17 protein-coding genes, 1 tRNA gene and 2 pseudogenes are annotated in these 25,056 nt (G+C 66.9%); 14 read left to right on the forward strand and 6 right to left on the reverse strand.

All coding sequences use genetic code 11. The features are described 5' to 3' along the window. Positions 1-4 precede the first annotated feature (4 nt). The 6 genes from ACN20J_RS28835 (at position 5) to ACN20J_RS28860 (ending at position 8,550) form a co-directional block, all read left to right on the forward strand. On the forward strand, positions 5-1,000 hold the full coding sequence (locus tag ACN20J_RS28835) for a 3-oxoacyl-ACP synthase III family protein (RefSeq protein ID WP_189837016.1): 996 nt from the start codon (positions 5-7) through the stop codon (positions 998-1,000). 221 nt (positions 1,001-1,221) lie between these two features. Continuing rightward, positions 1,222-2,016 carry a ferredoxin gene (locus ACN20J_RS28840; RefSeq protein ID WP_419667139.1) on the forward strand — a complete coding sequence of 265 codons (795 nt, stop codon included), beginning with the start codon at positions 1,222-1,224 and terminating at the stop codon, positions 2,014-2,016. A 25-nt stretch (positions 2,017-2,041) separates the two neighbouring features. Next, positions 2,042-3,277 carry a cytochrome P450 gene (locus tag ACN20J_RS28845; RefSeq protein WP_419667140.1) on the forward strand — a complete coding sequence of 412 codons (1,236 nt, stop codon included), beginning with the start codon at positions 2,042-2,044 and terminating at the stop codon, positions 3,275-3,277. Between the two features lie 460 nt (positions 3,278-3,737). Further along, complete coding sequence (locus tag ACN20J_RS28850; protein WP_419667141.1) at positions 3,738-4,559, forward strand: LamG domain-containing protein; 822 nt, start codon at positions 3,738-3,740, stop codon at positions 4,557-4,559. Positions 4,560-4,890: 331 nt separating this feature from the next. Beyond that, positions 4,891-6,309, forward strand: a complete 1,419-nt coding sequence (locus ACN20J_RS28855; RefSeq protein ID WP_419667142.1) for an ATP-binding protein — start codon at positions 4,891-4,893, stop codon at positions 6,307-6,309. A gap of 1,212 nt (positions 6,310-7,521) precedes the next feature. Further along, entirely contained in the window at positions 7,522-8,550 is a 1,029-nt protein-coding gene (locus ACN20J_RS28860) for a TPR end-of-group domain-containing protein (RefSeq protein WP_419667143.1), read from the forward strand. Between the two features lie 87 nt (positions 8,551-8,637). On the opposite strand, the gene ACN20J_RS28865 is transcribed toward ACN20J_RS28860, so the two are convergent. Further along, the gene (locus ACN20J_RS28865; protein WP_419667144.1) at positions 8,638-8,940 is read right to left on the reverse strand and encodes a hypothetical protein; all 303 of its coding nucleotides are present in this window, start codon (positions 8,938-8,940) and stop codon (positions 8,638-8,640) included. A gap of 377 nt (positions 8,941-9,317) precedes the next feature. Further along, the gene (locus tag ACN20J_RS28870; protein ID WP_419668979.1) at positions 9,318-9,794 is read right to left on the reverse strand and encodes an IS701 family transposase; all 477 of its coding nucleotides are present in this window, start codon (positions 9,792-9,794) and stop codon (positions 9,318-9,320) included. 114 nt (positions 9,795-9,908) lie between these two features. Between ACN20J_RS28870 and ACN20J_RS28875 the strand changes: the two genes are divergently transcribed. Beyond that, the gene (locus ACN20J_RS28875; protein WP_419667145.1) at positions 9,909-10,415 is read left to right on the forward strand and encodes a hypothetical protein; all 507 of its coding nucleotides are present in this window, start codon (positions 9,909-9,911) and stop codon (positions 10,413-10,415) included. A gap of 222 nt (positions 10,416-10,637) precedes the next feature. Then, positions 10,638-11,777, forward strand: a pseudogene (locus tag ACN20J_RS28880) (IS701 family transposase); the annotation flags it as partial. 1,644 nt (positions 11,778-13,421) lie between these two features. Here ACN20J_RS28880 and ACN20J_RS28885 read toward each other — a convergent pair. Both ACN20J_RS28885 and ACN20J_RS28890 read right to left on the reverse strand, forming a co-directional pair. Beyond that, a complete protein-coding gene (locus ACN20J_RS28885; RefSeq protein ID WP_419667146.1) occupies positions 13,422-14,144 on the reverse strand; it encodes a hypothetical protein in 723 nt (240 codons plus the stop codon). A 108-nt stretch (positions 14,145-14,252) separates the two neighbouring features. After that, positions 14,253-15,377 carry a DUF1152 domain-containing protein gene (locus tag ACN20J_RS28890; RefSeq protein ID WP_419667147.1) on the reverse strand — a complete coding sequence of 375 codons (1,125 nt, stop codon included), beginning with the start codon at positions 15,375-15,377 and terminating at the stop codon, positions 14,253-14,255. 80 nt (positions 15,378-15,457) lie between these two features. Here ACN20J_RS28890 and ACN20J_RS28895 point away from each other — a divergent pair, with 80 nt between their 5' ends. Both ACN20J_RS28895 and ACN20J_RS28900 read left to right on the forward strand, forming a co-directional pair. Then, complete coding sequence (locus ACN20J_RS28895; RefSeq protein ID WP_419667148.1) at positions 15,458-16,198, forward strand: GntR family transcriptional regulator; 741 nt, start codon at positions 15,458-15,460, stop codon at positions 16,196-16,198. A 277-nt stretch (positions 16,199-16,475) separates the two neighbouring features. Next, entirely contained in the window at positions 16,476-16,967 is a 492-nt protein-coding gene (locus tag ACN20J_RS28900; protein ID WP_419667149.1) for an ATP-binding protein, read from the forward strand. Between the two features lie 193 nt (positions 16,968-17,160). Here ACN20J_RS28900 and ACN20J_RS28905 read toward each other — a convergent pair. After that, positions 17,161-17,233 (reverse strand) — tRNA-Arg (locus ACN20J_RS28905). A gap of 406 nt (positions 17,234-17,639) precedes the next feature. Here ACN20J_RS28905 and ACN20J_RS28910 point away from each other — a divergent pair. Continuing rightward, positions 17,640-19,928, forward strand: a complete 2,289-nt coding sequence (locus ACN20J_RS28910; RefSeq protein WP_419667150.1) for an MMPL family transporter — start codon at positions 17,640-17,642, stop codon at positions 19,926-19,928. Between the two features lie 157 nt (positions 19,929-20,085). Here the strand turns inward: ACN20J_RS28910 and ACN20J_RS28915 are convergent, their stop codons facing one another. Then, on the reverse strand, positions 20,086-20,847 hold the full coding sequence (locus tag ACN20J_RS28915) for an IclR family transcriptional regulator (RefSeq protein ID WP_419668980.1): 762 nt from the start codon (positions 20,845-20,847) through the stop codon (positions 20,086-20,088). Positions 20,848-21,079: 232 nt separating this feature from the next. Here ACN20J_RS28915 and ACN20J_RS28920 point away from each other — a divergent pair, with 232 nt between their 5' ends. From ACN20J_RS28920 to ACN20J_RS28930, 3 genes and pseudogenes are all read left to right on the forward strand, one after another. Continuing rightward, positions 21,080-22,042: a 5-dehydro-4-deoxyglucarate dehydratase gene (locus ACN20J_RS28920; protein ID WP_419667151.1), complete on the forward strand. Its 963-nt coding sequence runs from the start codon at positions 21,080-21,082 to the stop codon at positions 22,040-22,042. Between the two features lie 218 nt (positions 22,043-22,260). Next, positions 22,261-23,634: pseudogene (locus ACN20J_RS28925) on the forward strand (gluconate:H+ symporter); the annotation flags it as partial. Positions 23,635-23,689: 55 nt separating this feature from the next. After that, entirely contained in the window at positions 23,690-25,027 is a 1,338-nt protein-coding gene (locus ACN20J_RS28930; RefSeq protein WP_419667152.1) for an enolase C-terminal domain-like protein, read from the forward strand. Positions 25,028-25,056 lie beyond the last annotated feature (29 nt).

Genomic DNA, 25,056 nt, shown 5'->3' on the forward strand with positions numbered 1-25,056 from the left:
CCAATTGACCGTTCACAGCACCATCGTTCACGCGGCCGTCCACATCCCCGAGGGGCGGCAGAGCGTGACCGCGGTGGAAGACCGCTTCCGCGCGGGCAACCCCACCCACCCGCTGTCCCGCGGAGTGCTCCAGCGCATGTACGGGCTGGCCGAGCGCACCGTGGCCGACGACCACGACCAGCCCTCCGACCTGGCGGTCCACGCGGCACGCGACCTGCTGGCGGACACCGGTACCGATCCGGCCGGCATCGACCTGCTCCTGTACGCGGGCATCCTCGCCGACATGGAGGAGCCGGCCACCGCCCACGTCGTCGCCGACAAACTCGGCCTGCGGTGCCCCGTGTTCGACCTGAAGAACGCCTGCAACGGCGTCCTCAACGCGCTGGAGGTCGCCGACGCGTTCATCCGGGCCGGTCAGTACCGCAGGGTGCTGGTGGCCACGGCCGAGGTCAGTACCCGCGAGAGCCGCTGGACGGTGGACGACCCGGCCGACGTGTCGACCGCACTGCCCAGCCTCAGCACCGGCGACATGGGCTCCGCGCTCCTGGTCGAGGCGAGCGACCGGCCGGGCATCCTCGGCTCCCGCTTCTTCGCCAACTCCTGGGGCTGGCAGGCAGCGACACTGCCCAACCCGTACGCGCAACACCGCCGACTCGGCCATCTGCGCATCGACTCCGCGCAGTTGGCGGCCTCGTTCGACGGCCTGCCGGACAAAGTACGGGGAGCACTACGGGAGTTGGACGTCGAGGGCGACGACCTTGACCTCGTCTGTGTCCACCAGCCGTCGGTGCCGTTCACCCGCGTCGTCTGCGACTGGGTCGGCGTCGACCCGAGCCGGATCCTCGCCACCTTCCCCACCCACGGCAACGTGGCGACCAACACCATCCCCCTCCAACTGGCCACCGCCCTCGGCACCGGTCGCCTCCAACGCGGCGACCTGGTCGGCATGTTCGGCTTCGCGAGCGGGGCGAGCGCGGGGGTGGTGGTGTGCCGGTGGTGAAGGGTGGGTGATGTGGGGGGAGTTGGCGCGGGCGGGCGGCTTCGGCGCCGGATACGAACCCGGGTGCCGGATGTGACCCCGGCCGGTGCCGCTTCCTACTCCGTGCCTGACAAGGGCCCAGCCCCAGGCACGCCCCCAGCCCCTGACACGGATCCAGTGCCCGAAGCGGGCCCGGACCCCGTACTCCGTACTCCGTACGTACGAACGCGAAGGCTTCCCCCATGCTCCACACGCCTGCCCCACCCCGCATTGCTCCCCTCTCGCCGTCCGAGTGGCCCCCGGTCCTGCGGTCGCTGCTCGCGGACTCCCACGCGGACGGTCCAGGCCGGGAGAACCTGTTCGGCACCCTCGCCCACCACCCGGCCCTGGCCCACGCCTGGCTCTCCCTCGCGCGCGTACTCACCCACGAGGGAACCCTCGGCCACCGCCGACGTGAACTGGTCGTCCTGCGCACCGCGCACCGGCTCGACGCGGCGTACGTGTACGAGCGGCACCGCACGCCGGCCGCGCAGGCCGGGCTGACGGCGGAGGAGATCGAGGCCACGGCGGCCGACCCGCACACCCATCCCTGGGCGCCGGAGGAACTCGTACTCCTACAGGCATGCGACCTGCTCGCCGCGAACGCCCCAGTCCCCGACGGGCTTTGGGACCGGCTGGCCCGCGCACTACGCCCGGAGCAGCTGGTCGAACTGCTGGTCCTGACGGGCCAGACCGCCACGATGTGCACAGCCCTGAACGTCCTGCGCACCCCCTCCGACCCCGCGCCGTCCGACTCGGCTCCCTCCGACGGCTCCGCGGCCGGACGGCGGCGGCACCTCACCATGCGCCTGGACAGGGAACGCTGCTGCAGCGCGGGCCAGTGCGTCGGTGCGGCGCCGGAGGTGTTCGAGCAGAGCGAGACGGACGGACGCGTCACGCTCCTCGTCCCGGAGCCGGACCAGCGGTACGCGGCCGACGTACGCCTGGCCGCGGACCTGTGCCCCAGCGGTGCCATCACCCTCGTCGACACCCCCTGAACGCCACCAGGAGACAGCGCAGTCCATGACCACCACCGCGTCCCCCACGCCCACACCCATGCCGACGACGGCAGTCAACCTCCCCTCCCCCTACGGGAGTTGCCCGTTCGATCCGCCTCCCGCCTACGTGGCCGCAGCTCGGGAGGGCGCTGTCACCCGTGCCGTACTGCCGGACGGGACGGCGGCCTGGCTGGTGACCGGCTACGAGGAGGTACGGGCGGTCCTGGCCGACCCCAGGTTCAGCGCAGACGCCCGGACTCCGGGTTTCCCCTTCCTCTCTCCCGGTCAGCGTGAACTGGCCACAGCCAAACCGAGCTTCATCCGCATGGACGACCCCGAACACGCGCGGCTGCGCCGCATGGTGACCAAGGACTTCCTGGTCAAACGGATCGAGGAACTGCGCCCCGGTATCCAGGACATCGTCGACAGGGCGGTGGACCGGATGACCGAGGGCCGCACGTCGGCGGACCTGGTGGCCGACTTCGCCCTCCCCGTCCCCTCCCTGGTCATCTGCCTGATGCTCGGGGTGCCGTACGAGGACCACGACCTGTTCCAGTCGCTCAGCCGCACGCTGCTGGACAACAACTCGACACGGGAGCAGGCCGAAGAGGCTCACGGCCGCCTGATGGGCTACCTGGCCGAACTGGCCGAACGCAAACGCCGCCACCCCGAGGACGACATCCTCAGCCGCCTCGCGGCACGCGACGACCTGACCCCCCAGGAGACGGCATCGCTCGGCTTCCTGCTCCTGGTCACCGGCCACGAGAGCACGGCGAACATGACGGCCATCAGCGTCCTGGCCCTACTGCGCCACCCCGACCAGGCGGCCCGCCTCCGCGCCGACCCCGGACTGATCCGCGGAGCCGTCGAGGAACTCCTCCGCCACCTCACGATCATCCACCTGGGCCTGGGCCGCGCGACGACGGAGCCCGTGACGCTGGCCGGCACGACGATCCCCGCCGCCGCCGGCGTCATCTGCATGCTCTCCACCGCCAACCGAGAGGAGCCCCTCTTCACGACCACCACCGGCACCGCCCCGACAACCCTCGACCTCACCCGAGACGCCCGCCGCCACGTCGCCTTCGGCTACGGAACCCACCAGTGCCTGGGCCAGACCCTGGCCCGGGTCGAACTCCAGACCATCCTCACGACCCTGCTGCACCGCCTGCCTGCACTTCGGCTCGCGGTGCCACCGGACCAACTCACGTACAACGAGAACAACATCGTTTATGGGCTTCGGGGTCTGCCGGTGACTTGGTAGGCGTTGGGGCGGCGCAGGTGGCTTGGCTGCGGGCGTGCCTGCCGACTCGTCAGCCATCGGCTGAGGCTCGACATGGTCGGCTGGGGGCTGAGGCCGTATGCGCGCAGGATGGACGTTCGTCGTGCGGGACACGTGGTGCGGAGCCACTGGCCACATGGGCCGGCTGTTCCAGAGGCGCTGGTTGTGCGTGACCGCGCTCGTTGATGTGACCTGATACGTCCTCGTGTGAGCTGATGTGTGCTGACCTGGGTGGAGCTGAGCGGCGGTCGTGCCTGGCTGTGGTGGTTGCTGCCTCCGCCTGCTCCGACGCACAGCTCAGCGCGGTCGCTCTGCCTGGTCGTACTCGGTTGCCTTGAGGCTGGGCCGAAATGTGATCTGCACGGTCGGAACTCCTTGCGCTTGAAGGTAGTGGGACTGGAGGATCACTCAGGATCTTGACCAGGTTCTTTAAAGGGGGGTCATGTACGACAGATACCGCGCCGCGTTTGTGGCGTCAGGCGCCGTCGCGCTCGTGTTCACACTCGGTGCGCTCCCTGGCGCCGCCTACGCGGTCGGCCAGGGGCACGAAGCCCGGGCCGAAGAGACGTCACCGAGCCGGGAGGGCTACTGGCCCTTGGAGGAGGCGCCCGGCGGAATCGCTCCCAATGTGGAGCCCGAGGGTCTGCCGCTGACGTTGAACGGCGATGCGTGGATCTACCACAACGAGGACATCTTCGGAGATCCCGCACTGGTTGACCAGGGCGATCTCAGGCTTGACGGCGACGGTGACTGGGCGGCGACATCCGCGGCACCGGTCGGCGGGGACGGGAGTTTCACTCTCGCTGCCCGCGCTCGCTTGGCCGCAGCCGACGACAGGACACAGACCGTCCTGTCACTCCCGGGCTCCGACGCCGACCGCATCGCGATCCGGTACCGGGCGGCAAGCGGGAAATGGGAAGTCGTGGTGTCCACCGAGGACGAGGCGAATGCTCCGCAGGTGGTCATCACAGAGGAGCAGGCTCTGCCCGATGACCATCCTCAGGGCGTGGGCGACCACTTGGCCGTCGTATTCGACGCCCCTGCTCATGAGCTCCGTTTTTATGTGAACGGGCAGCTGGCCAACACGTCGACTGCCGTGGACACGACCTCGTGGACGGCCTCGGGCGGTCTTCAGGTGGGACGCTCGGCGATCCACGGTGAGTACTTCCAGGGCACCGTGGACGAGGTGCGCGCCTACTCCGGCGCCGCGAACCCGACGATGATCAACCAGATGGCCTCCCTGACGGGCCTCCCTGACCTCTGAGTTCCAGGTGGCCGGCCGGATCCATAGGTCGTGAAGCCCACCCGACAGGCCCGGGTTCTACCGGGGGCCGGTGAGTCGAGTTTCCCCTGTTCAGGAGCGTCAGCCCGCGCGGCTGGTGGTCGCCATTGGCTGCCGGCGACTCCTGTGGCTCGCTGATGCCGAAGGCCCCGGACCATGATCGGTCCGGGGCCTTCGGTCTGGGTGCCCCGGCATGATTCGAACCTGCGACACCAGTGGCATCTCCCAGCTTCCATTTGAATTTTACTAACAAGCATGTCACTAACATTGATGTTAGTCTCTGCGTTGTTTGTTAGGGCTGGAAGGCAACGGCATGGCAGATTTCGTGGGCAGGCGGCACGAGCTCGAGACGCTGGATCGCGAGCTCGGCAAGGTGACGGCCGGGGTCGGTGGGGAGCGACCCGGGCGGTGCGTGATGCTTCGAGGGCGCCGCCGGGTGGGGAAGTCGCGGTTGGTGGAGCGATTCGCCGAGAGGTCCGGTGCGCCGTTCCTCTTCTACGCCGCCACAGGGGCGTCGTCGGGGGTGGACCTGGAGCGGCTCAGCCAGGATGCGCAGTCATCCAGCCTTCCGCTGGCGAATCTACTGTCCGCGGCCCGCCCGGCGAGTTGGGACGCCGCCTTCGATGTACTGGCGGCGGCACTGCCGCACGACCAAGCGAGCGTGGTGGTCATGGATGAGGTGCCCTATTTGATGGACGCGGAGGGCGCCTTCGAGGGCATGCTTCAGCGGGCCTGGGATCGAGTGCTGGAGACGAAACCGGTTCTTCTGGTTCTCATCGGCTCCGACCTGTCGATGATGGAGGCGCTGAACGACTATGGACGCCCGTTCCACCAGCGCGGACGGGAGATGGTGCTGGGTCCGCTCAACCCGGCGGAGGTGGGCGAGATGCTGGGCCTTGATGCCGCCTCCGCCTTCGATGCGGCCTTGATCACCGGTGGACTGCCGCTGATCTGCGCAGAGTGGACGCACGGCGCTGGGATGTGGGAGTTCCTGCAGGCAGCACTCACCGATCCGGTCTCGGCCTTGTTGGTGTCGGCGGAGCGCTCGCTGGCCGCAGAATTCCCCCAGCAGGTCCAAGCCCGCACCGTCCTCTCGGCGATCGGCAGCGGTGAGCGGACGTTCTCCAACATCGCCCGTGCAGCCGGCGGAATCGGGGCGACCCCGCTGCAGCGGTCGCTGGCGATCCTCACGGACAAGCGGGTGATCGCGGCGGAGCTTCCCGTGTCCACGCGACCTTCGAAGGACCGTCGCTACCGGGTCGCGGATCCGTACCTCCGTTTCTGGCTGAAGCTTCTGGGCCCGGCGATGGAGGAGATCGAGCGGGGCCGGGGCGACCTGACGCTGCGGCGCATCCGCGAGAACTGGACCAGCTGGCGCGGCAGGGCCGTTGAACCTCTGGTGCGCGAGGCGCTGGCACGGCTGCTGCCCGACGCGAACCTCCCCGCCGCCCCCGCCATCGGCGGCTACTGGACCCGTACCAACGATGTGGAGATCGACGTCGTGGGAGCGGACCGTGCGCCGATCGCCAAGGAACTGTTGTTCGTCGGCTCGGTGAAGTGGCTGGAGAACTCCCCGTTCGACCGGCATGATCTCGCGGCGCTGCACCGACACCGCGCCGCGCTCACGCCGGCTCCCGTGCCTGTGATCGCGCTCTCGCGCAGCGGGACCGACTGCGCGGGGCTCGACGCCGCGTACGGCCCGGCGGAACTCCTCGCGGCGTGGTCCTCCTGAGCATGCAGGAACAGGTGTGGGTGCCAGGTGTTGATGGCCTGTCGCCCCGACTCGGGTCGGTCGACCCTCCGCCCCACCTCGACGGTGACGTCCTCCCGCTCACGCAAACGGCCCCGGATGATGAGTCCGAGGCCGAGAAATGCCTCCCTGGGCGTGAAACCCCAGGTCAGCGCTATCGCGTTGTGCCCCCGGCAGGATTCGAACCTGCGACACCCGCTTTAGGAGTTCGATCCGGGTCCGCTCCGGCTGCTATCGGCGACTGGTGCGACGGCCGGACGGAGGTGCTGGTGTACGCCCCCGTCCGGCGTCGTTGATGTCAGCTGTGGATGTCAGAAGCTCTCTGATCTGTAGCACTTAGCGGTCATACACGCTGTAGCAGGGGCCGTGAGGGCCTGTGTCGAGCGCATGGGGCTGCTGTACTTGGTTGCTGTACAGCAGGATCCCGACGGGGGTGAGGTCATGGAGCGGGAACAACTTGAACGGCTGCTGGGCGGGGGCGACGAGGCGTCGTCGGCCGCCCTGGCTGCTCTCCGTACTGGCGCTTCTCACGTTGTCTGGGACGGAACAACGTCAACCGAGTCGCTCGCGGCGGTCTACGGGCGCCGACTCCGACACACCCTTCGGAGGGGCATCGAGACCTCCGGCCTGGCGCGAGCAGTGCAACGCCTGGACCTATATGGCCGACCAGTTCGGCTGGGCCAAATCAGGACGGTCGATGGGTCGTGGATCTTCATGCTGTTCCTCGACGAGGACGGCAGTGCGCTCGTGGCATGCACCGGAGTCCGACAAACCCAACCAGGCCCACCACGATCAGACGCTTGCTGAAGCTCTGTACCGCCAACACGCTTTCCAATTGTGGTGGTGGGGCGCTGAGCTGGGTCCAGGGCCGTTCACCTGGGTTCACGGGAGGCTGACCGCTGGTTCATGGGCGGCTCTTGGTCTCGCCTGAACGCCCGTGAACGGGGCTGAATGAGACGGAAACTGAGACGGTGGAGCCTGGTGAGGCGTTCAGACTTCCCATGCTTAATGAGGCGGTCGACGAACTCCGCGTCGTCCACGTGCCCGTGGGCATCGACGGAGATCGGAGCGGCTGGTCACGTCGACGTGACCAGCCATGCAAGCACTTGCTCAGTCAACGGCCCGTCAGTTGACGCCTTGTCCGCTTTGCCCATTCGCCCTCGTCCAAGGGCACAGCCACGCCACTATAGGAGGGTGGCTAACGAACAGACCCACACCAGCCGAGAGACCGCGTCGGCGCAGCTGCTGACCTCAGTGCTTGGCAACCAGCAGATCGATCCCGGCGGTGTTCTCGCCCCGACGCAGTTGCTGGCTGCAGTGCTTGTGCTGCTCCTGGTCTCGGTTCCTGCGTTCATCACGGGCGCGGTCACTGCCACCTCGCCGAGCTGGGTGCCGGGAATGTTCGCGGTTGCCGCGGTCGTCGACGTCCCGCTGACTCTGCTCTTTATCTACCAACTGTTGACCAAGCACCGGCAGAACATCACCAATGACGAGGTGTACGAGCGGGCGGTGTTGCTTGCCCCCCGTGCAAGTCGCGGTCTGGATGAATCGCTGAGTCAGGCAGGTGTCAACACCGCGAGCCTGATCACTGGAACTGCTGCTGCGGACCAGCGAGTGCGCGAATCCTTGGCAGAGGTGGAAGCTGTGGTGAGTGTCCTGCGGGATCGTGCCGCCGGGAACGCCGTGCCACCCGACGTCGAACTGAGCCTGGCAAAGGCACTTATGGCTGAGCGACGGTGGGCGGAGGCGTCGGAGCGCTTCGACCGGTATGTGGACGAGGTGGATGCGGACTGGGAGATTCACTTCGCCCGAGGCGTGGCGCATGCGAATAGCAGGGGAGGGCCTTCATCTGACCTTTCCGCATTGAGGGCGATAAACGAGGCGATTGCTCTAGTTCCGGAGGACGCCGAAGCAAACCTTGTTGCGCGGCTGTTCGCCTATCGAGGAGCGATGGCCAAGCGCCTTGGCAGATATGTACAGGCGGAGGCTGATCTACTGTTGGCCAGACGCTACGCCACGGCCGCCTATGAGATCACCGATATCACCTACAATCTGGCTGCGGTGTATGCCCTGGCCAGTCGCCGCGAGGAAGCGCTCGCGGAACTACGCCAGTTGCACAGCCTTGGCGGCATCAACCTCGTCCGCGGGCATCTGGACGACTATTTCAGAGGGCTGCGCGATGACCCGGACTTTCAGCAGATCACGGGAATTTCCACATCCTGATGTTTCGGGCCAACCGGCCATAATGAATAAATAGCGCATATGGCTGTAATTCTCGAAGTGTGCCGGCGTCTCGGATTTCAACTGGCGCTATCGCGATGCCTCTCCCTGCGTCTTCACTCTTTCTACGAGCGCGGTGAATCCCACATACGGTGAATCGCGCTCTGATTCCGCTCCGCTGTACTCTTCGGCCAGCAACACACTTCCAAACAACCCTGCTCCCACCCGGAGTGGAAGTACACCCTGCTCAAGACGAAACAAGGGATCTAGTTCCCCACGGAAAGCATCGCAGACGAAATTCGCAGCTTTGGTCAATTCGAAGGATAGCTCATACAGAACGTCGGTGTTGAACTGGAATTCCCGAAGTGATTCATCGTATTCCTTCTGGCTCATCTCTCTATGCTTGTGAGCTCTATACATCTCATATATTTCTTCTCGTCCGTCCAATCGATCCATCGCCCTGCGAATGTGCCTAACGGTGTCCAGTAGAGCCAGAGAGTAATTTGCGAAAGAATTCCGGACCCTCGGATATCCCTCCGGCCACTTTCTTGTTGTGAGCCATTCCGACTCGATCGCTAGGGCATCAATATTAGCGCCGACGAGCCTCGGTATCGGTGCGTTGAGTTTGCTGGTGAAGCTGTCCCACTCGTCCAGGTTGGCCTTTGCTACCCAAACCTCGATTATGGCTGAGACTCTGAGCTCTACCTCCTCGCGGCGCCGTTGCGAATCCTATCGATAAGGCTGGAGGAGCTGGGTTTTCGGTCGACACGCTACGCCGAATGAAGGTACTTCACGAAACTGAGCAGCGCGCCGGAAAGACCGGGAGTCGAGTAGGCGAGGTAGACGGCCACCTGACTGTTCTCGATGCGTCCGGCGGTGCCGGTGTACTGGCGCTGAACGCCCACCGTGGCGGTGCCCTTCTTCAGGTCGCCGGTCTCATCGACGACCAGCACCGCGTCGTTGTGGTGCAGTTGCTCGACGACGAAACCGCGGATGTCGTCGCGGACCGCGTCGGCGTCCCATCTGGCCCTGGACAGCAAGTGCTGCATGCCGTCCGGAGTCGCGCCCCCGGCGTGCTCGGCGAGCGTCCAGCAATTCTTGCGTGGCAGCTCCGACAGCAACCCGAGTACCAGCGCCCTCGCCCGGCGCCGTGGTTCCACCCGGGCGAACCGCCCCGCGGCGCGGCCCGTCAGGACCTCGAACCTGTCCTGCCACCGGGCAGGATCTATGCTGTGAACTGCGGCCACCGTCTGATCTTCTGTCTTCACACACTGATGATCACCGGTGGCCGCACCCGTTCCCGGACCAGCCCCAGAGCCTTGGCAAAGTCGCGTGATGTCTCGTTCTGAGAGGATCCTGGCGTGTTCAACTTCGGGATCGAAAGCTACCGGCCTCATTGGCTGAACGGTCGCTCCGCAGTCGCGGCGGGCCAAGGCCAGCAACTGCGCGCGCTCATCGGCCGCCCGTTGACCCATGCCTGGCTGGTCTGGGACGTTCAGGACAACGAGTGGTTCTCCGACTGCCCCGTCCTGCTCGACTTCGCCGGAGAGCAGGTTGAGATCAACCACCAAAAGTTCGACGACCTCTCGATCACCTGGAACACGGTCGACCCCCACCAACCGGTCCTGTGGCCCGACTTCGATCTCCAGTGGCGCCACGACATGCGCCCCGAGCTGCACGCCATCCAGGGCCAGGTCCTTCAGGACGTAGAGCTCCTCGAGTGGATCGGGAGCGACATGGCCCAGGGAACAGTCGCTGTCAGCTTCTGCTTCCCCCACAGTCAACTGACCATCGCCAACGCCCTCGACGAGAACGCGCTGACCTTCGGGCCACCCGAGTCGCGCTACCAGCGTCACTCACTGCGCTAAAGCACCCGCCCCGACACCGGGCACCCTCACGCGACTTTGCCGAGGCCCGGGACCAGCCCGATAGGCAGATCACGATCTACGGCTGGAGTACTAGTACTCCAGTTGCACTTCTCCATATGCCCTGGTCACGGGGCTCATTCTGAGTCTAGTTCGCTGACGCTGGATCAGGTTGGTGGTGGTTCGTGACTCACCCGATCGGGGCGCGTTGAACCGGTTGTGGATATGGGGAGCGATAGTGAAGTCGGTTCGTGGGATACCGAGTTGGAGTCGTTGCTGCTGCGGGTGGGCGAGCGGTTTGGCCGCGTCGAGCCGCGGCGGCGGATGCGGGACTACGTGCGTGGCCTGCTGGGCCCGGTGGGCCGGAAGAACAGCTGGCAGATAGCTGAGCACGCAGGCAATGACACCCCGTATGGGTTGCAGCGACTGCTGTCGTGGTGCCAGTGGGACCCGGACGAGGTCCGCGACGATCTGCGGGACTACGTGGCCGAGCGGCTCGGGCAGACGGACGGCGTTCTGATCGTGGACGACACCGGATTCCTTAAGAAGGGCATCGTCTCCGCCGGGGTGCAAAGGCAGTATTCCGGCACAGCTGGCCGCACGGAGAACTGCCAGATCGGAGTGTTCGCCGCCTACGCCTCTGCGAAGGGCCGGGCCCTGGTGGACCGCGAGCTCTACCTGCCCAAGTCCTGGACGGAGGATTCCGACCGGTGCCGCTCCGCCCGGATCCCGGAGGGCAAGTCCTTCGCGACCAAGCCAGAACTTGCCCGTGCCATGGTCCGGCGGGCACTGGACTCCGCCCTGCCGATCACCTGGGTGACTGCTGATGCGGCCTACGGACAGGAGTGGCACTTCCGGCGGATGCTGGAGGAGGCCGGTGTGGGCTACGTCCTGGCCGTGCCCAAGTCGCAACAGGTCAAGTCTCCAGCGGGAAGCTGGCGCATCGACCATGTCCTGATGGGTGCCCCGGCCGAGGCGTGGGAGCGGATCTCCTGCGGTGACGGTGCGAAGGGGCCGCGGGTCTACGACTGGGCCGCGGCCAAGCTGCCCACCGTGGAGGGTTCGGACCCCGCTCACTTCCGCTGGGTGCTGGCCCGCCGCAGCTTGGCGCGTCCCGGGGAGATCGCGTATTACCTGGCCTTCGCGCCGGCGGACGCCACCGTCCCCGAACTGGTGCGGGTGGCCGGTGCCCGGTGGGCCATCGAGGAGTGCTTCCAGGCAGCGAAGAACGAGTGCGGCCTGGACCAGTACGAAGTCCGCCGTTATCCGGGCTGGTACCGCCACATCACCCTGGCCATGCTCGCGCACGCCTTCCTGGCGGCGATGACAGCCCAGGCCCTCGAAAAGGGGGCCGCAGAAACGGTTCGAGCGGACTCGTTCCCCTCACTGTGGCAGAAGTCCGACGGCTCCTGGACCTTGCCCATCCCCCCTTGGCCCGGCACCGGTCGCCTGCGCGGCGGCTCTACTGGTCCCGCTGGCGCCGACGCCACCAGGCCATCGCCCGCCGCTGCCACTACCAGCGCCGACGCTCCGATCGGGTGAGTCACGAACCACCACCAACCTGATCCAGCGTCAGCGAACTAGACTCAGAATGAGCCCCGTGACCAGGGCATATGGAGAAGTGCAACTGGAGTACTAGAGACTCTTGAAGTGGGTAAGTGCACGATCAGCTTCTTCTGCGAGTGCCGCAGTGGACTCTACCCAAGTAAGTCGCAAAATGTTTGCATCGTTGTTTTTTCGGGTCGCATCGAGAATGTGCTGAAATGACATTTCATGCCGGTCATTGAATAGTTGAAACTTCTTGAGCTCCCACTTCTTGGGTGCGTCTTCTTCGAGTTTGTTGATTGTGTTGATTATTTTCTCTGGAGCTGGTATCCAAGGAAGCGACGAGGCTGTCAAGCGTGGTCGTGAATTTCGCTCTAGCGCCTCCCATTGATAGCGAACCCTGCCAACCCAAGATGACCTTTCATTACGACCCATCGGTTGGATAATTGAGCTAATTAGAGAATTCTGGTTCTCAATCTCATTTGCTAGACCACTCAGGAATGAAGCGACCTCCGAAAATCCGTTCTCGCTCGCCCTGCAGCTCCATTTCTGGTCTTGAGTACTGCGGGAAAACCTATATCGTTCAACTGTCCGCTGGCGCTGAGGCGCCCCGATTACGGAAAAGGAGTTAGCTCGAGTTAGAAGTCTTCGGCTGGCCTGAACAGAGCTCGCAAATTCCTGAGCAAGCTTTCTCATATCTCCTCTCACGGTCGACGGCGCGCCCGGGTAGGCGGCACTGAGAGCCGCGCTATCGAAGTCGTTCGCAATTTGGACGGACAGGGAAATGGCAACCTGTCGCTCCGAATTATTTGCCTCCCTTTTGGAAATCCATCCAAGGAATAGGAGAATAAATGGAGCACCAAAGCACGCGGCGGCGGCGCTGGATGTCATATTGACGAGGAACGGCATTCCGTTCCAAGAATCTGCTACATCAAGGGAGACGCCGAGCCCTATCAGTAGAAACCCGATAATTGGCAGGTAAATGCAGACTCTCCGAGTTTCCGGCGATGCGTCACGCCAGACATTTCTAAACCAATTCATGCCGGTTATCCGTTCGGGCAAGGTGGCAATACTTATAGGTAGGCTACGTGAGACTCATCCCTGGCGCAGATTTTTCTGATAGGTCGGTGGAACGGCTTTGGGCTAGAGCTGCTTTGGGGCGAGTAATCATGGCCCCGTAAGCTTGCGGCGCACCAGGCAGGTAGTGGACCTGCCTGGTAAAGCACGACGTGGGGGCCATGATCTTCGCGGCTCGCGCCGAAGTGGCTGGCTAGAATCGCGGAGCCGACCGCCCCAGCCGCGAGGTACCCCTTCTCTGGCATCAGGTGGCTGCATGCTGTGCACGCGGCCCGGGCCCCGGCCGGGCTGGAGCGGGGCGGAGACAGGAGCGCAGGCCCGGCCGGGGCCCGGGCCGCGCGCGGGGAGCGGAGCGAGCCGCCTTGAACTCGTAGGGAAAGTTGTAACTCAGCTGCTGGCTTTGCGTCGCCATTCGCGCATCCGAGCGTCCCAGTAGATGACGACTTTGCCACCGTCCGGGTCTGCGGCGGCCAGTCCGAGAAGGTCAGCAGTAGCCAGAGCTTGCAACGCGTCGTTGGGCAGGTGGTCGGGCATGACAAAGCTGACGCCGCTCTCTGTATCTTGCACAGTGATCTTGTGAGAGCTGTGCCATCTGGCCTGATCCACGGCGTTGCCAACCGAGGTGCGATGGCGGATGTAGCGCTCTCGGTAAGCCCTTGCCACCTCGAACATCCGCGCTCCAGCCTGAGTGGCCAGTGATTGCATGAATGGCAGCACAGTGGCAGTGACCGTGACGGTCGCTGCCGTCCCCAGCCATTCCGGCATGTGCTGGTCAAGAGTAGTTATGTCTCTGCGGAAGATCTCGTGCTGTGCCACCTGCTTCCAAGCAGGTCCTCTTTGCTTGAGGTGGCTCTGGAGTTCGTTCAGCATGGTCTCGCGCTTGTGACCATTGGGTTCACTAACCCGCGAAGCTTGGTTGAGCCACTCCGTCACGTCGGATGGCTCGGGAGATCCGCTCACCAACCTCAGACAGATAGACAGCAGATCGCCTTGCTCTGCAACTTCTGAAACGGTCCGAGCGGGTTGCCGGTACCGACGCACAACTGGATCCTCAGGGTAGCTATCCGGCCACTGAAGGTCGTCCGGCAGTGTCGTTTCGTCATCACCCATGCCCCAATGCATCTCCCGAGTCTGCCGTTTCGACGGACATCGAGTACGCAACTTCGGAGACTGACAGCAGCAACTTGGGCAGAGTCCATACCGATCAAGCCTTGAGGGTCACCGAGCGCCATAACCTCTGCTGAGATTCGACGCTTGGTCTCCGATGTGCCACAGCGGCGCGCTGTACCGCTCCGGGCGGGAGCTGATCAGCAGTTGGTGCAGGTCCTCGCGCTGGGAGCCGTTGAGGTTCAGGGCCTCGGTGAGGTGGCGGAATGTTGTGTGGGTGACTCCGCGGCGCCGGGCTTCGCCCTCGAACTGGTCGAGTTGGGCCAGCACGGATTGGGGGACCAGGTCCGCGGGTGGCTGGTCCTTGAGCCATGCGGCCTTGTTGCGCTCATAGTCGATCTCTGAGTAGCCGCAGATTTCGCGGCTATGAGCCTCGACCTCGTCCAGGGCCTCGGTCGCCATGATGGCGCGGGCCAGTTGGTTGCGGGTGACGGCGTTGTCCAGGTCGACCTCGTGGACGGTGGGGCCTTCGTCTGTGAGGGCTACGGGTAGTCCGGCGTCCCGCACTTCGCAGGTGCCGCGTACGCCTCGGGCTGTGGCTGCGAGCATTCCGGTGGCCTCGGATGGGTGCCACTCCAGCACGGACCCGACCGGCTCGACATCCTTCGGCGTGAACGTGTGGACAAGGGCACCAAGCATGCCGCGGAGGTCATCGAGTGGTAGTTCGCCGTCCAGGCCGGGACCGGCAACCAGCAGCCGGACAGGCGCATTCACCTGGCAGCAGGCTGCGAGCGTGAGCGCGTCCGCGAGCGGGCTTTTCAGCGTCGGTTCGTCGCCCCGGGCGAGGATGTCGCCCCCCACGTCGAGCAGATCGATCGACTCCGGCGACAAGTGGCCGATCAGCTCTTCGAGTTGGCGCGTGATGCCCTCGGCGCCGTGGTGCGGGTCGATCAGGGCGAAGGTGTGCGGGAGCTCTGCGACGAGCCGGGGGAGTGTGGAGCCCGCGGGTGCGATCGGGCGGGCGTCTGCCGGCACTGTCCAGACTGATGGGGTGAGCTGTTCGAGGCCGGTGAAGTTGTCCGGTCCTCGGGGGCCCGGTACCGGGTCGATGAGGAGGCGGTCCCAGGCGTACGTGAGGATCACCGCCTGGCCTTCGTCGCCGTAGAGGGCGGTGTGGAGCATGGCGGCGGCGACTGCGTCGCCCCCTCCTCCTGCTGCGACGATCAACCTCGTCATGCGGCCAGCGTACGGGGTGGAGGGTTGACCATTCACTCTATAGTGGCTAGAGGCCATAGCCACTTGGACGAGGAGGGTGAATGCCTCAGATCGAGGAGGCTCAGCCGAAGTATCTCCAGATCGCGCACTTCATCCGCGATCAGATCCTTCGGGGAGACCTGCGGCCGGGGGACGAGGTGTCCTCGGAGCGGCAGTTGGCGGCGGACTGGAAGGTGTCCCGGCCCACGGCTGCGCGGTCGTTGGAAGCGCTGAGCCATCAGGGGCTCGTCGAGAAGCGTCAGGGATCGGGCACGTACGTGCGCAGCTTGGAGGTCAACCGGCGGGCGCGTGAGCTGTACGGCCGGGCCCGGCAGACCGGGAAGATCTACACGCCCGGTGAGTACGCGGTGATCACGTCGGCCGGTTGGCTGGATGCGCCGGATCACGTTGCCGAAGCCTTGGGGCTGGTCAAGGACCGTCGGGCCGTGCACAGGCGACAGGTGACCAACAACCATGATGGGCCGATCACCCTGTCTACCTCGTGGTTCGCTCCTGACGTCGGCCAGCGTGCGCCCAAGCTCCTGGAGCCCGAGCGGATCCAGGAGGGGACCCTCATGTACGTCGAGAACATGACGGGCCGCCAGGGCAGCTATGCCGAGGACCGTATGTGCGCGCGGAGCGCCACCGACGAGGAGGCATCAGGCCTTCAACTGGCGGCCGGTTCAGCCGTTCTGATCGTTCACCACGTCGTCTTCGACCTTCAGGACCGGCCGTTGGAGTTCGCCGAAGCCGCCTATCCCCCGCACCGCTGGGCCTTCGAACAGGGCTACCCCCTCACCTGACAGCCCGGCAGTTGCGCCGAACCATTTGCACACTCCAAGTGGCTAATGCCACCATCCATCAAGTGGCTAAGGCCACTTGGACTGGAAGGGGCACGGCGTGACGAGTCAGCGGCCTGACGAGGGCGCGCGGTTAGTTTGCCGGGGATGCCGTGGGTGCGGTTGGAAACGCGTCGGCTCCCGTACGGCTCTGGCGCTCTTCACGGCCAACGACCGCGCTCGTGCCACATCGAAACAGCGCTGCCTCGACTGCGATGGCAGCGGCAAGGAGTGAGCGCGGATGGATGACACCACCGATGGCCGCGACGGTTTCGGTACCGCACGACTCGGGGCGATGATCCTGCACCCGGCGCCGGAGTCCGCACCCCGGGCCCGGAGCTGGTTCCGGAAGTTCATCGCCGCGTACAACCCGGCCTGCCCGATCGACGACTGCACACTGATGGTCTCGGAACTGGTCACCAACGCGATTCTCTACGGACGAGCGGATGAACCCTGGTTGGTGCGCGTCGAGTGGTGCCGCGTGGAGACGTCACTTCGGATCGAGGTGCACAACCCGGGGTTCCCGGCGAATGTGCGACTGCCGCGCCCTGAGGCCAACGACACACACGGGCGCGGCCTGTTCCTGGTCGACGCCATCGCCGACTCGTGGCACTCGGGACCCAGTCGATTCGGCGGGACCGTGGTCTCCGCGGTGGTGGCTAACGCCTGGCCGTCGAACGAAGGCTTCGGCCCACTTCTGCTGCGAGTGTGCAAGTTTCGCTGGTCTGGTTGACCCGTTGGCTTGGTCAATTTCGCCTGATCCTGCTGCATGACGCTCGCCATGGCACGGTCGCCCTGCTCACAGCAGCCGGAGTCGCCCCCGCGTTGATGTTGATACGGAGATCTTGGGCACTCCCAGATCGGCATCGCCGTGCATGCCAAAGGCCCCACCTCCGAAATTTCGGAGGTGGGGCCTTTGACCGTTGTGCCCCCGGCAGGATTCGAACCTGCGACACCCGCTTTAGGAGAGCGGTGCTCTATCCCCTGAGCTACGAAGGCGTGGTGCCGGTTCCTGGGCTCAGGTGGGGGTGGGGGTGTCGTGCGTGTCCCCAGCCCTCCTCCTGATGGCAGGGAGAGGTACCGGGAACAGCGTAGCGGACGAGCGTGGGGGCTGGGCGGGCAGTGGTCCGGGGTGGCCTACGCCTGGGCTCGGAGCCGCGGGGTGTGCGGCGCGGGAGAGCGGGGCCCCGTCCTCGTGGTGTAGCCCGCTACACCACGGTTCGGGAGCGCACTCTCTCGTGGCGGCGGGCCGCCGCCGGGATCGTTGATCTCGGAAGTCGACGGCCCGCGGAGGGCGTTGACGGCCCCGGCGGGAGCCACCTCGCTCGCCCCCCACACCTCGCACCGCCGCCGTACCCCCGCACGCCGCCCACACCCCTCGACGTACGCGACTCTTGGAGACCCCGTGGCCACTTTCCTCTACCGACTCGGCCGGCTGGCCTTTCGAAGGCGTTGGTACGTGACCCTCTTGTGGGTGACAGTCCTCGCCGCCGTCGGATTCGGGGCCGCCAAAGCACCCGCCCCCGACGCGACGAACAGCATGCCGGGTATCGAGTCCCAGAAGGCCTTCGACCTGATGGAAGAACGCTTCCCTGGGACGGAGGCCGACGGCGCGACCGCCCGTATCGTGTTCGTCGCGCCGGATGGGCAGAAGATCACCGCCGCCGATCACCGGAAGGCCGTCGACACGCTGGTCGAGCGGGTGGCCGACGGGCCGCAGGTCGCCAGCGCCGTCGATCCCTTCCAGACCGAGGTCGAGGCCGAGGCCGTCAGCAAGGATGCGACGACCGCCTACGCCACCGTGACCTACAAGACCGCCGCCGACGATCTCACCGACGCCGCCAAGGACCGGCTGGAGAGTGCCATCGAGCAGGCCCGGGACACGGGTCTGACCGTCGAGGTCGGCGGGACCGCGCTGGAGAGCCAGCCGTCGGCGGGCGGCTCGGCGGAGGTGATCGGTGTCGCCATCGCCGCCTTCGTGCTGCTGATCACCTTCGGGTCGCTCGCCGCCGCCGGGCTTCCGCTGCTCACGGCGATCCTCGGCGTCGGAGTCAGCATGGCGTCGATCATGGCGCTGGCCAGTGCGTTCGGGCTGTCGGCCACGACCGGCACCCTCGCCACCATGCTGGGCCTGGCCTGCGGTATCGACTACGCCGTGTTCATCGTCTCCCGCTACCGCGAGGAGCGCGCCAAGGGCCACTCCCCGCAGGAAGCGGCCGGGCTCGCCGCCGGTACCGCCGGATCCGCCGTCGTCTTCGCCGGGCTCACCGTCGTGATCGCGCTGGCGGGGCTCTCGGTGGTCGGCATTCCGATGCTCACCAAGATGGGTCTTGCCGCCGCGGGCGCGGTCGTCGTCGGGGTGCTCATCGCGCTGACCCTCGTCCCGGCCGTCCTCGGTTTCTGGCCCAACGCCGTTCTCTCGCGCAGGGCCCGCCGGAGCGGACGTATCAAGGAGGGCGGCGAGAACAACGGCGGCAGCCGCTGGGCCCGCTTCGTGCTGCGCCGACCCGTCCCCGTCCTGATCGCCTCCGTCGTCGGACTCGGCGCCCTCGCGATACCCGTCATGGACCTCCAGCTGGGCATGCCGGGAGCCGAGGCCAAGCCCACCTCCACCACCGAACGCCGTGCCTACGACGACCTCGCCCAGGGCTTCGGCCCCGGCTTCAACGGGCCCCTCACCGTCGTCGTGGACGCCAGGAACGCCGAGAACCCGAAGACCGCCGTCCGTACGATCGAGAAGAGGATCGGCGCCACCGACGGGATCGTGTCCGTCTCGCCGGCCCGGTTCAACTCCGCCGGTGACACCGCCGTGTTCTCCGCGATCCCGTCCACGGCACCCACCAGCGAGCGGACCGTGGACCTGGTCAAGAGCATCAGGGCCGACCGCCCCGCGACCGAGGCCTCCACCGGCGCGGAGTTCGAGGTCACCGGCACCACCGCACTGAACATCGACGTCGCCCAGAAGACCCAGGACGCGCTGATCCCGTACCTGATCCTGGTCGTGGGCCTGGCCATCCTGCTGCTGATGATCGTCTTCCGGTCCGTCCTCGTCCCGGTCAAGGCGGCCGTCGGCTTCCTCCTCTCCGTGCTCGCGGCCCTCGGTTCCGTCGTCGCGGTCTTCCAGTGGGGCTGGGGCGCCGGACTCCTCGGGGTCGAGACGACCGGCCCGATCATGAGCATGATGCCGATCTTCCTGGTGGGCATCGTCTTCGGACTGGCCATGGACTACGAGGTGTTCCTGGTCGCCCGGATGCGGGAGGCGTACGTCCACGGGGACAGCCCGACCCAGGCGATCCGGACCGGATTCCGGTACAGCGCCCGGGTCGTCGTGGCCGCCGCGCTGATCATGATGGCGGTGTTCTCGGGCTTCGTCGGGGCCGGTGAATCCATGATCAAGATGATCGGCTTCGGGCTCGCCATCGCCGTCCTCTTCGACGCCTTCTTCGTCCGCATGGCCCTCGTCCCGGCCGTCCTCGCCCTCCTCGGCAAGGCCGCCTGGTGGATGCCCCGTTGGCTGGACCGGATCCTGCCCCGTGTGGATGTGGAGGGCGCGGCCCTCAGCCACCGGGCCGCGATCCCGCAGGCCTCGCAGGCCCCGCAGGCCACGAAGGCCACGAAGGATGCGACGCACTCCCAGGCTCCCACCGAAGGATCCGCCGGGGAGGACACAAGGCCGGAGTTCACCTCCGTCTGACCGTCGTCACCCACCGAGGGCCGCCCGTTATGCAAGGGGCGGCCCTCGGCCCGTACGTACCCGCGCACCTCCTACGCACCTACGCACCCGGTGCCGAACCTCGGTCGCCCGGGAACGGTGTCGGCGATCAGTGCTGGCGATCGGTGCCGGCGATCGGTCAACGCCAGTCAGGCGCGCCCGACGCAGGTGACAGCGCACCCTCGATCTTCGTCCGGATCTCCCGCATGACCGCGACGACCCGGGCCTCGTGGTCCGCGTCGAGGCGGGCCACCGGTACCGAGCAGCTGATGGCGTCCGTGGCCGGTGAGTCGTACCGCAGGGCGAAGCCGAAGCCCGCGATGCCGGTCACCGTCTCCTCGCGGTCGATGGAGTGGCCGCGCTCGCGCACCTCGGCCAGGTCGGCGAACAGGGTGGCGCGGTCGGTGTGGGTGTTCTCCGTGAGGGCGGCCAACGGCCCCTCGGGGAGCGGGAGTTCGTCGTCGGGGCGCTCGGCGAGGAGCGCCTTGCCGAGGGCGCCCGCGTGCGCCGGGATCCGGCGGCCGACCCGGCTGATGGTGCGCAGGTACTCGTGGGACTCGCGGGTCGCGAGGTAGACGACGTTCGGGCCGTCCAGCCGGGCCAGGTGGATCGTCTCGCCGAGCGCGTCCGAGGCCTCGTCGAGATAGGGGCGGACCGTGCGGACGTGCGGGTCGCTGTCGAGGTAGCTCGTGCCGGTGTGCAGCGCGCTGATCCCGATGCCGTACAGGGAGCCGGTGGTGTCGGAGCGCACCCAGCCGCGGTCGACGAGGGTCTGCAGCAACTGGTACATGCTGCTGCGCGGTACGCCCAGCTCCTCGGCGAGTTCGTCCAGGCGGGCGGGCCGGTCGCCACGCGCGGCGAGCAGTTCGAGCAGCGCGACGGTACGGGCCGCGGACTTCACCTCGCGGACACCCGAGCCCCCTGCACGGACCCGGGCCCGCGCAGAAGCCCCTTCACTCCGGGCCTCGTCACTCCGAGCCTCTCCGCTCGGTACCCCTCCGCCCCGCACCTCTTCGCTCTCCGGCATGGGGCTCATCGTAAATCCGCGGTGTCGCACCCATTGACCCTGCGCGTTCACCAACTTAGCCTCCATCTTCATACGTAGACGGCATCTGCATATGGAGACAGCGTTCATGACAGGGATCAGCGCGAAGGTCGAAGACACTGTCCAGCGGCTGCGTGACGGCATGGCGGGCGGGGTGCTGTCCTTTCCCCTCACGAGCTTCCACGGCGACGGCGGCCTCGACCTCGACTCGTACCGGACGTATCTGACCGGCCAGTTGGCCGCCGAGGGGGACGCGATCGCCCCGGGCGCGGTCTTCCCTGCGTGCGGCACCGGTGAGTTCTTCTCGCTGGACGAGGACGAGTACCGCGAGGTCGTCCGGGCGACGGTCGAGGTCGCCGACGGCCGGCTGCCGGTGGTGGCGGGCATCGGCTACGGCTGGGCGCAGGCCCGCCGGTTCGCCCGGATCGCCGAGGAGGCGGGTGCCGACGCCCTGCTCGTGCTCCCGCACTATCTGGTCGCCGCCCCGCAGGACGGACTCGTCGAGCAGCTGCGCCGGATCGCCGCCGGCACCTCGCTCCCGCTCATCGCGTATCAGCGAGGCCAGGTCGCCTTCACCGCCGAGGGCCTGCGCCGGATCGCCGGGATCCCGACCGTCGTCGGCCTCAAGGACGGCCACAGCGACCTGGACCGGCTCCAGCGCCTCACCCTCGCCGCGCCCGACGGCTTCCTCTTCTTCAACGGTGCCTCGACCGCCGAGATCCAGGCCCGCGCGTACGCCACCGTCGGCGTCCCCGCCTACTCGTCGGCCGTGCACGCCTTCGCCCCCGAGATCGCGAACGCCTTCTTCAGGGCCCTGCACGCCGACGACCACGCCACAACGACCAAGCTCCTGCGCGACTTCTACGTCCCCCTCATCGACCTGCGCGACCGCGTCCCGGGCTACGCCGTCTCCCTCATCAAGGCAGCAGCCCGCCTACGAAACCTCCCGGTGGGCCCGGCCCGAGCCCCCCTGACGGACCCGACGCCGACCGACATCACGGCCCTGGAAGGGATCCTCACCACGGGCCTCACCTTGGTAGGAGCCCGCTGACCAGGCTCTTTTAGGGGCGCGAGGAACCGCGCACCCAGCCGAAACGAACCCGCACCCGCCAATCCACGCCGCCCCGACCCACCCAGGGGCGCGAGGAACCGCGCACCCAGCCCCCACCCACCCGCACCAGAAATCCACCCAGGCCCGCCCACTCACCCCGGCGGAGCCACCCGCACCAGAAATCCACCAAGCCCGCCCACTCGGCCCGGCGGAGCCACCCGCAACAAGAGCCAACAGTTCAAAGGGGAACTGCCATGCCTCTCCTCGTAGTAGGGATCAGCGTCCTCATCCTGCTGCTCCTCATGACCCGCCTGAAACTCAACGGCTTCGCCGCCCTCCTCCTCGTGGCGATAGGCGTGGCAGTGGTCCGCGGAATACCGGTCGCCGACATCCCGGACGTCCTCTCCACCGGCATCGGCGACCAGATCGGCGACACGATGCTCACCATCGGCCTCGGCGCGATGGTCGGCCGGGTCATGGGCGACTCGGGCGCCGCCCAACGCATCGCGAGCAAGCTGCTGGACGCCTTCGGCCCCCGCTGGGTCCAGGTCGCCATGGTGGTCACGTCCATGCTCATCGGCGTGACCATGTTCTACGAGGTCGCGTTCATCATCATCGTGCCGATCGCGTTCACCCTGGTCAGGGTCACCGGGGCGAACCTGCTCTGGGTCGGCCTGCCGATGTCGATCGCGCTGTCCACGATGCACAGCTTCCTGCCGCCGCACCCGGGCCCCACCGCCGTGGCCGCGACCTTCCACGCGTCCGTCGGCCACACCCTCTTCTACGGCCTCTTCATCGCCGTACCCGCCGGCGCGCTCATCGCGCTCGCCTGGCCGCGGCTGCCGTTCATCAGGCGGATGAACCCGTCCATCCCCAAGGGCCTGGTCAGCGAGCGGGAGTTCGCCGACGAGGAGATGCCCGGCATGGGCTGGTCGCTGTTCGTGGCCCTCTTCCCCGTGGTGCTGATCGCGGGCGCCGCCGTGACCGACATGGCCGCGTCCGGCGAGAGCCCGTTCCTGAACTTCGTCGCGTTCATCGGCTCGGCGCCGATCGCGCTCATGCTGACTCTGCTGCTGGCGATCTGGGCGTTCGGACCGCGGATCGGCCGCAGCATGGAGGAGGTCAGCGCCTCCTGCACCTCCGCCGCCAAGGCGATGGCGATGATCCTGCTGGTCATCGGGGCGGGCGGTGCCTTCAAGAACGTCCTCGTGGAGGGCGGCATCTCCGACTACATCAAGGACGCCACCGACGGCTGGTCCATCTCGCCGATCATCCTGGCGTGGCTCATCGCGGTCATCCTCCGCGTGGCCCTCGGCTCGGCGACGGTCGCCGTCGTCACGGCCTCCGGCGTGGTCCTGCCGCTCCTCGCGGGCAGCGGCGTCCACCCCGAGATCATGGTCCTCGCCGTGTCGTGCGGGTCGATCGCCTTCTCCCACGTCAACGACCCGGGATTCTGGCTGTTCAAGGAGTACTTCAACCTCTCGGTCATCGAGGCGATCAAGGTCCGTACGACTTATACGACGGTGCTCGCGATCATCGGCCTGGGCGGCGTCCTGGCGCTGGAGTGGGCCCTGGACGTCCTCAGCCTGTGAAGCCTTCGACCACCGGCGCCTCAACCGCCCTCACACACAAGGGACTTCGACCCGCATGAGTTTCCAGAGCCAGCCGACCGTCACCCACTTCGCCGTCTACCCCGTCGCCGGCCGTGACTGCATGGAGCTGAACCTCTCCGGTGCCCACGGCCCCTACTTCACCCGCAACGTCGTCGTCCTCAAGGACTCCGAGGGCCGTACGGGACTGGGCGAGGTCCCCGGCGGCGAGAAGATCACCCGGACCCTCCGTGACGCCGAAGCCCTCGTCCTCGGTGCGAAGGTGGGCGACTACAAGCGGGTCCTGCGCGAGATCGGCGCCCGCTTCGCCGACCGCGACTCGGGCGGACGCGGCGCCCAGACCTTCGACCTGCGCACCACCGTCCACGCGGTCACGGCCGTCGAGTCGGCGCTCCTCGACCTCCTCGGGCAGCACCTCGACGTACCGGTCGCGGCCCTCCTGGGCGACGGCCAACAGCGGGACTCCGTACGGGTGTTGGGCTACCTCTTCTACGTCGGCGACCCCGACCGCACCGACCTGGAGTACGTCCGTGAGCCCGACTCGGACGTCGACTGGTACCGCGTCCGGCACGAGGAGGCCCTGACACCGGAGGCGATCGTCCGCCAGGCCGAGGCCGCCTACGACCTCTACGGCTTCCGGGACTTCAAGCTCAAGGGCGGGGTCCTGGCGGGCAAGGAGGAGGTCGACGCCGTGCGCGCGCTCAAGTCCCGCTTCCCCGAAGCCCGTATCACCCTCGACCCGAACGGCGCGTGGTCGCTGCGCGAGGCGATCGAGCTGTGTACGCCGCTGCTGGGCACCCTCGCCTACGCCGAGGACCCCTGCGGGGCGGAGGGCGGCTACTCGGGGCGCGAGATCCTCGCCGAGTTCCGCCGGGCCACCGGCCTGCCGACCGCGACGAACATGATCGCCACGGACTGGCGTCAGATGACCCACGCCCTCGCCCTCCAGTCGGTCTCCATCCCGCTGGCCGACCCGCACTTCTGGACCATGCAGGGCTCGGTGCGGGTGGCCCAGCTGTGCAACGCCATGGGTCTGACCTGGGGCTGCCACTCCAACAACCACTTCGACATCTCGCTCGCCATGGTCACCCACTGCGGTGCCGCGGCCCCCGGCGAATACAACGCCCTCGACACCCACTGGATCTGGCAGGAGGGCCTGGAACGCCTCACGGTCACCCCGCCCCGCATCACCGACGGCGAGATCCGGGTCCCCGACGCCCCCGGCCTGGGCCTCGACCTCGACATGGACCGCCTCCTCGCGGCCCACGACCTCTACAAGGAGAAGACCCTCGGCGCGCGGGACGACGCCACCGGCATGCAATACCTCATCCCCGACTGGCAGTTCGACCCCAAGAGGCCTTGCCTGGTCCGCTAGGACGAGGGCGGGCCCGTCGTGGATGTGCG

The sequence above is a fragment of the Streptomyces sp. 2-1 genome, from assembly GCF_048564895.1.
GTDB lineage: Bacteria > Actinomycetota > Actinomycetes > Streptomycetales > Streptomycetaceae > Streptomyces > Streptomyces phaeochromogenes.

Bases quoted from the DNA above. Each gene is read 5' to 3' on its own strand.
- ACN20J_RS28895 (WP_419667148.1), top strand. From the start codon at position 15,458: ATGCCTCAGATCGAGGAGGCTCAGCCGAAGTATCTCCAGATCGCGCAC.
- ACN20J_RS28865 (WP_419667144.1), bottom strand. From the start codon at position 8,940: ATGAGCCAGAAGGAATACGATGAATCACTTCGGGAATTCCAGTTCAAC.
- ACN20J_RS28930 (WP_419667152.1), top strand. From the start codon at position 23,690: ATGAGTTTCCAGAGCCAGCCGACCGTCACCCACTTCGCCGTCTACCCC.
- ACN20J_RS28850 (WP_419667141.1), top strand. From the start codon at position 3,738: ATGTACGACAGATACCGCGCCGCGTTTGTGGCGTCAGGCGCCGTCGCG.
- ACN20J_RS28900 (WP_419667149.1), top strand. From the start codon at position 16,476: ATGGATGACACCACCGATGGCCGCGACGGTTTCGGTACCGCACGACTC.
- ACN20J_RS28885 (WP_419667146.1), bottom strand. From the start codon at position 14,144: ATGGGTGATGACGAAACGACACTGCCGGACGACCTTCAGTGGCCGGAT.
- ACN20J_RS28845 (WP_419667140.1), top strand. From the start codon at position 2,042: ATGACCACCACCGCGTCCCCCACGCCCACACCCATGCCGACGACGGCA.
- ACN20J_RS28855 (WP_419667142.1), top strand. From the start codon at position 4,891: ATGGCAGATTTCGTGGGCAGGCGGCACGAGCTCGAGACGCTGGATCGC.
- ACN20J_RS28840 (WP_419667139.1), top strand. From the start codon at position 1,222: ATGCTCCACACGCCTGCCCCACCCCGCATTGCTCCCCTCTCGCCGTCC.
- ACN20J_RS28890 (WP_419667147.1), bottom strand. From the start codon at position 15,377: ATGACGAGGTTGATCGTCGCAGCAGGAGGAGGGGGCGACGCAGTCGCC.
- ACN20J_RS28920 (WP_419667151.1), top strand. From the start codon at position 21,080: ATGACAGGGATCAGCGCGAAGGTCGAAGACACTGTCCAGCGGCTGCGT.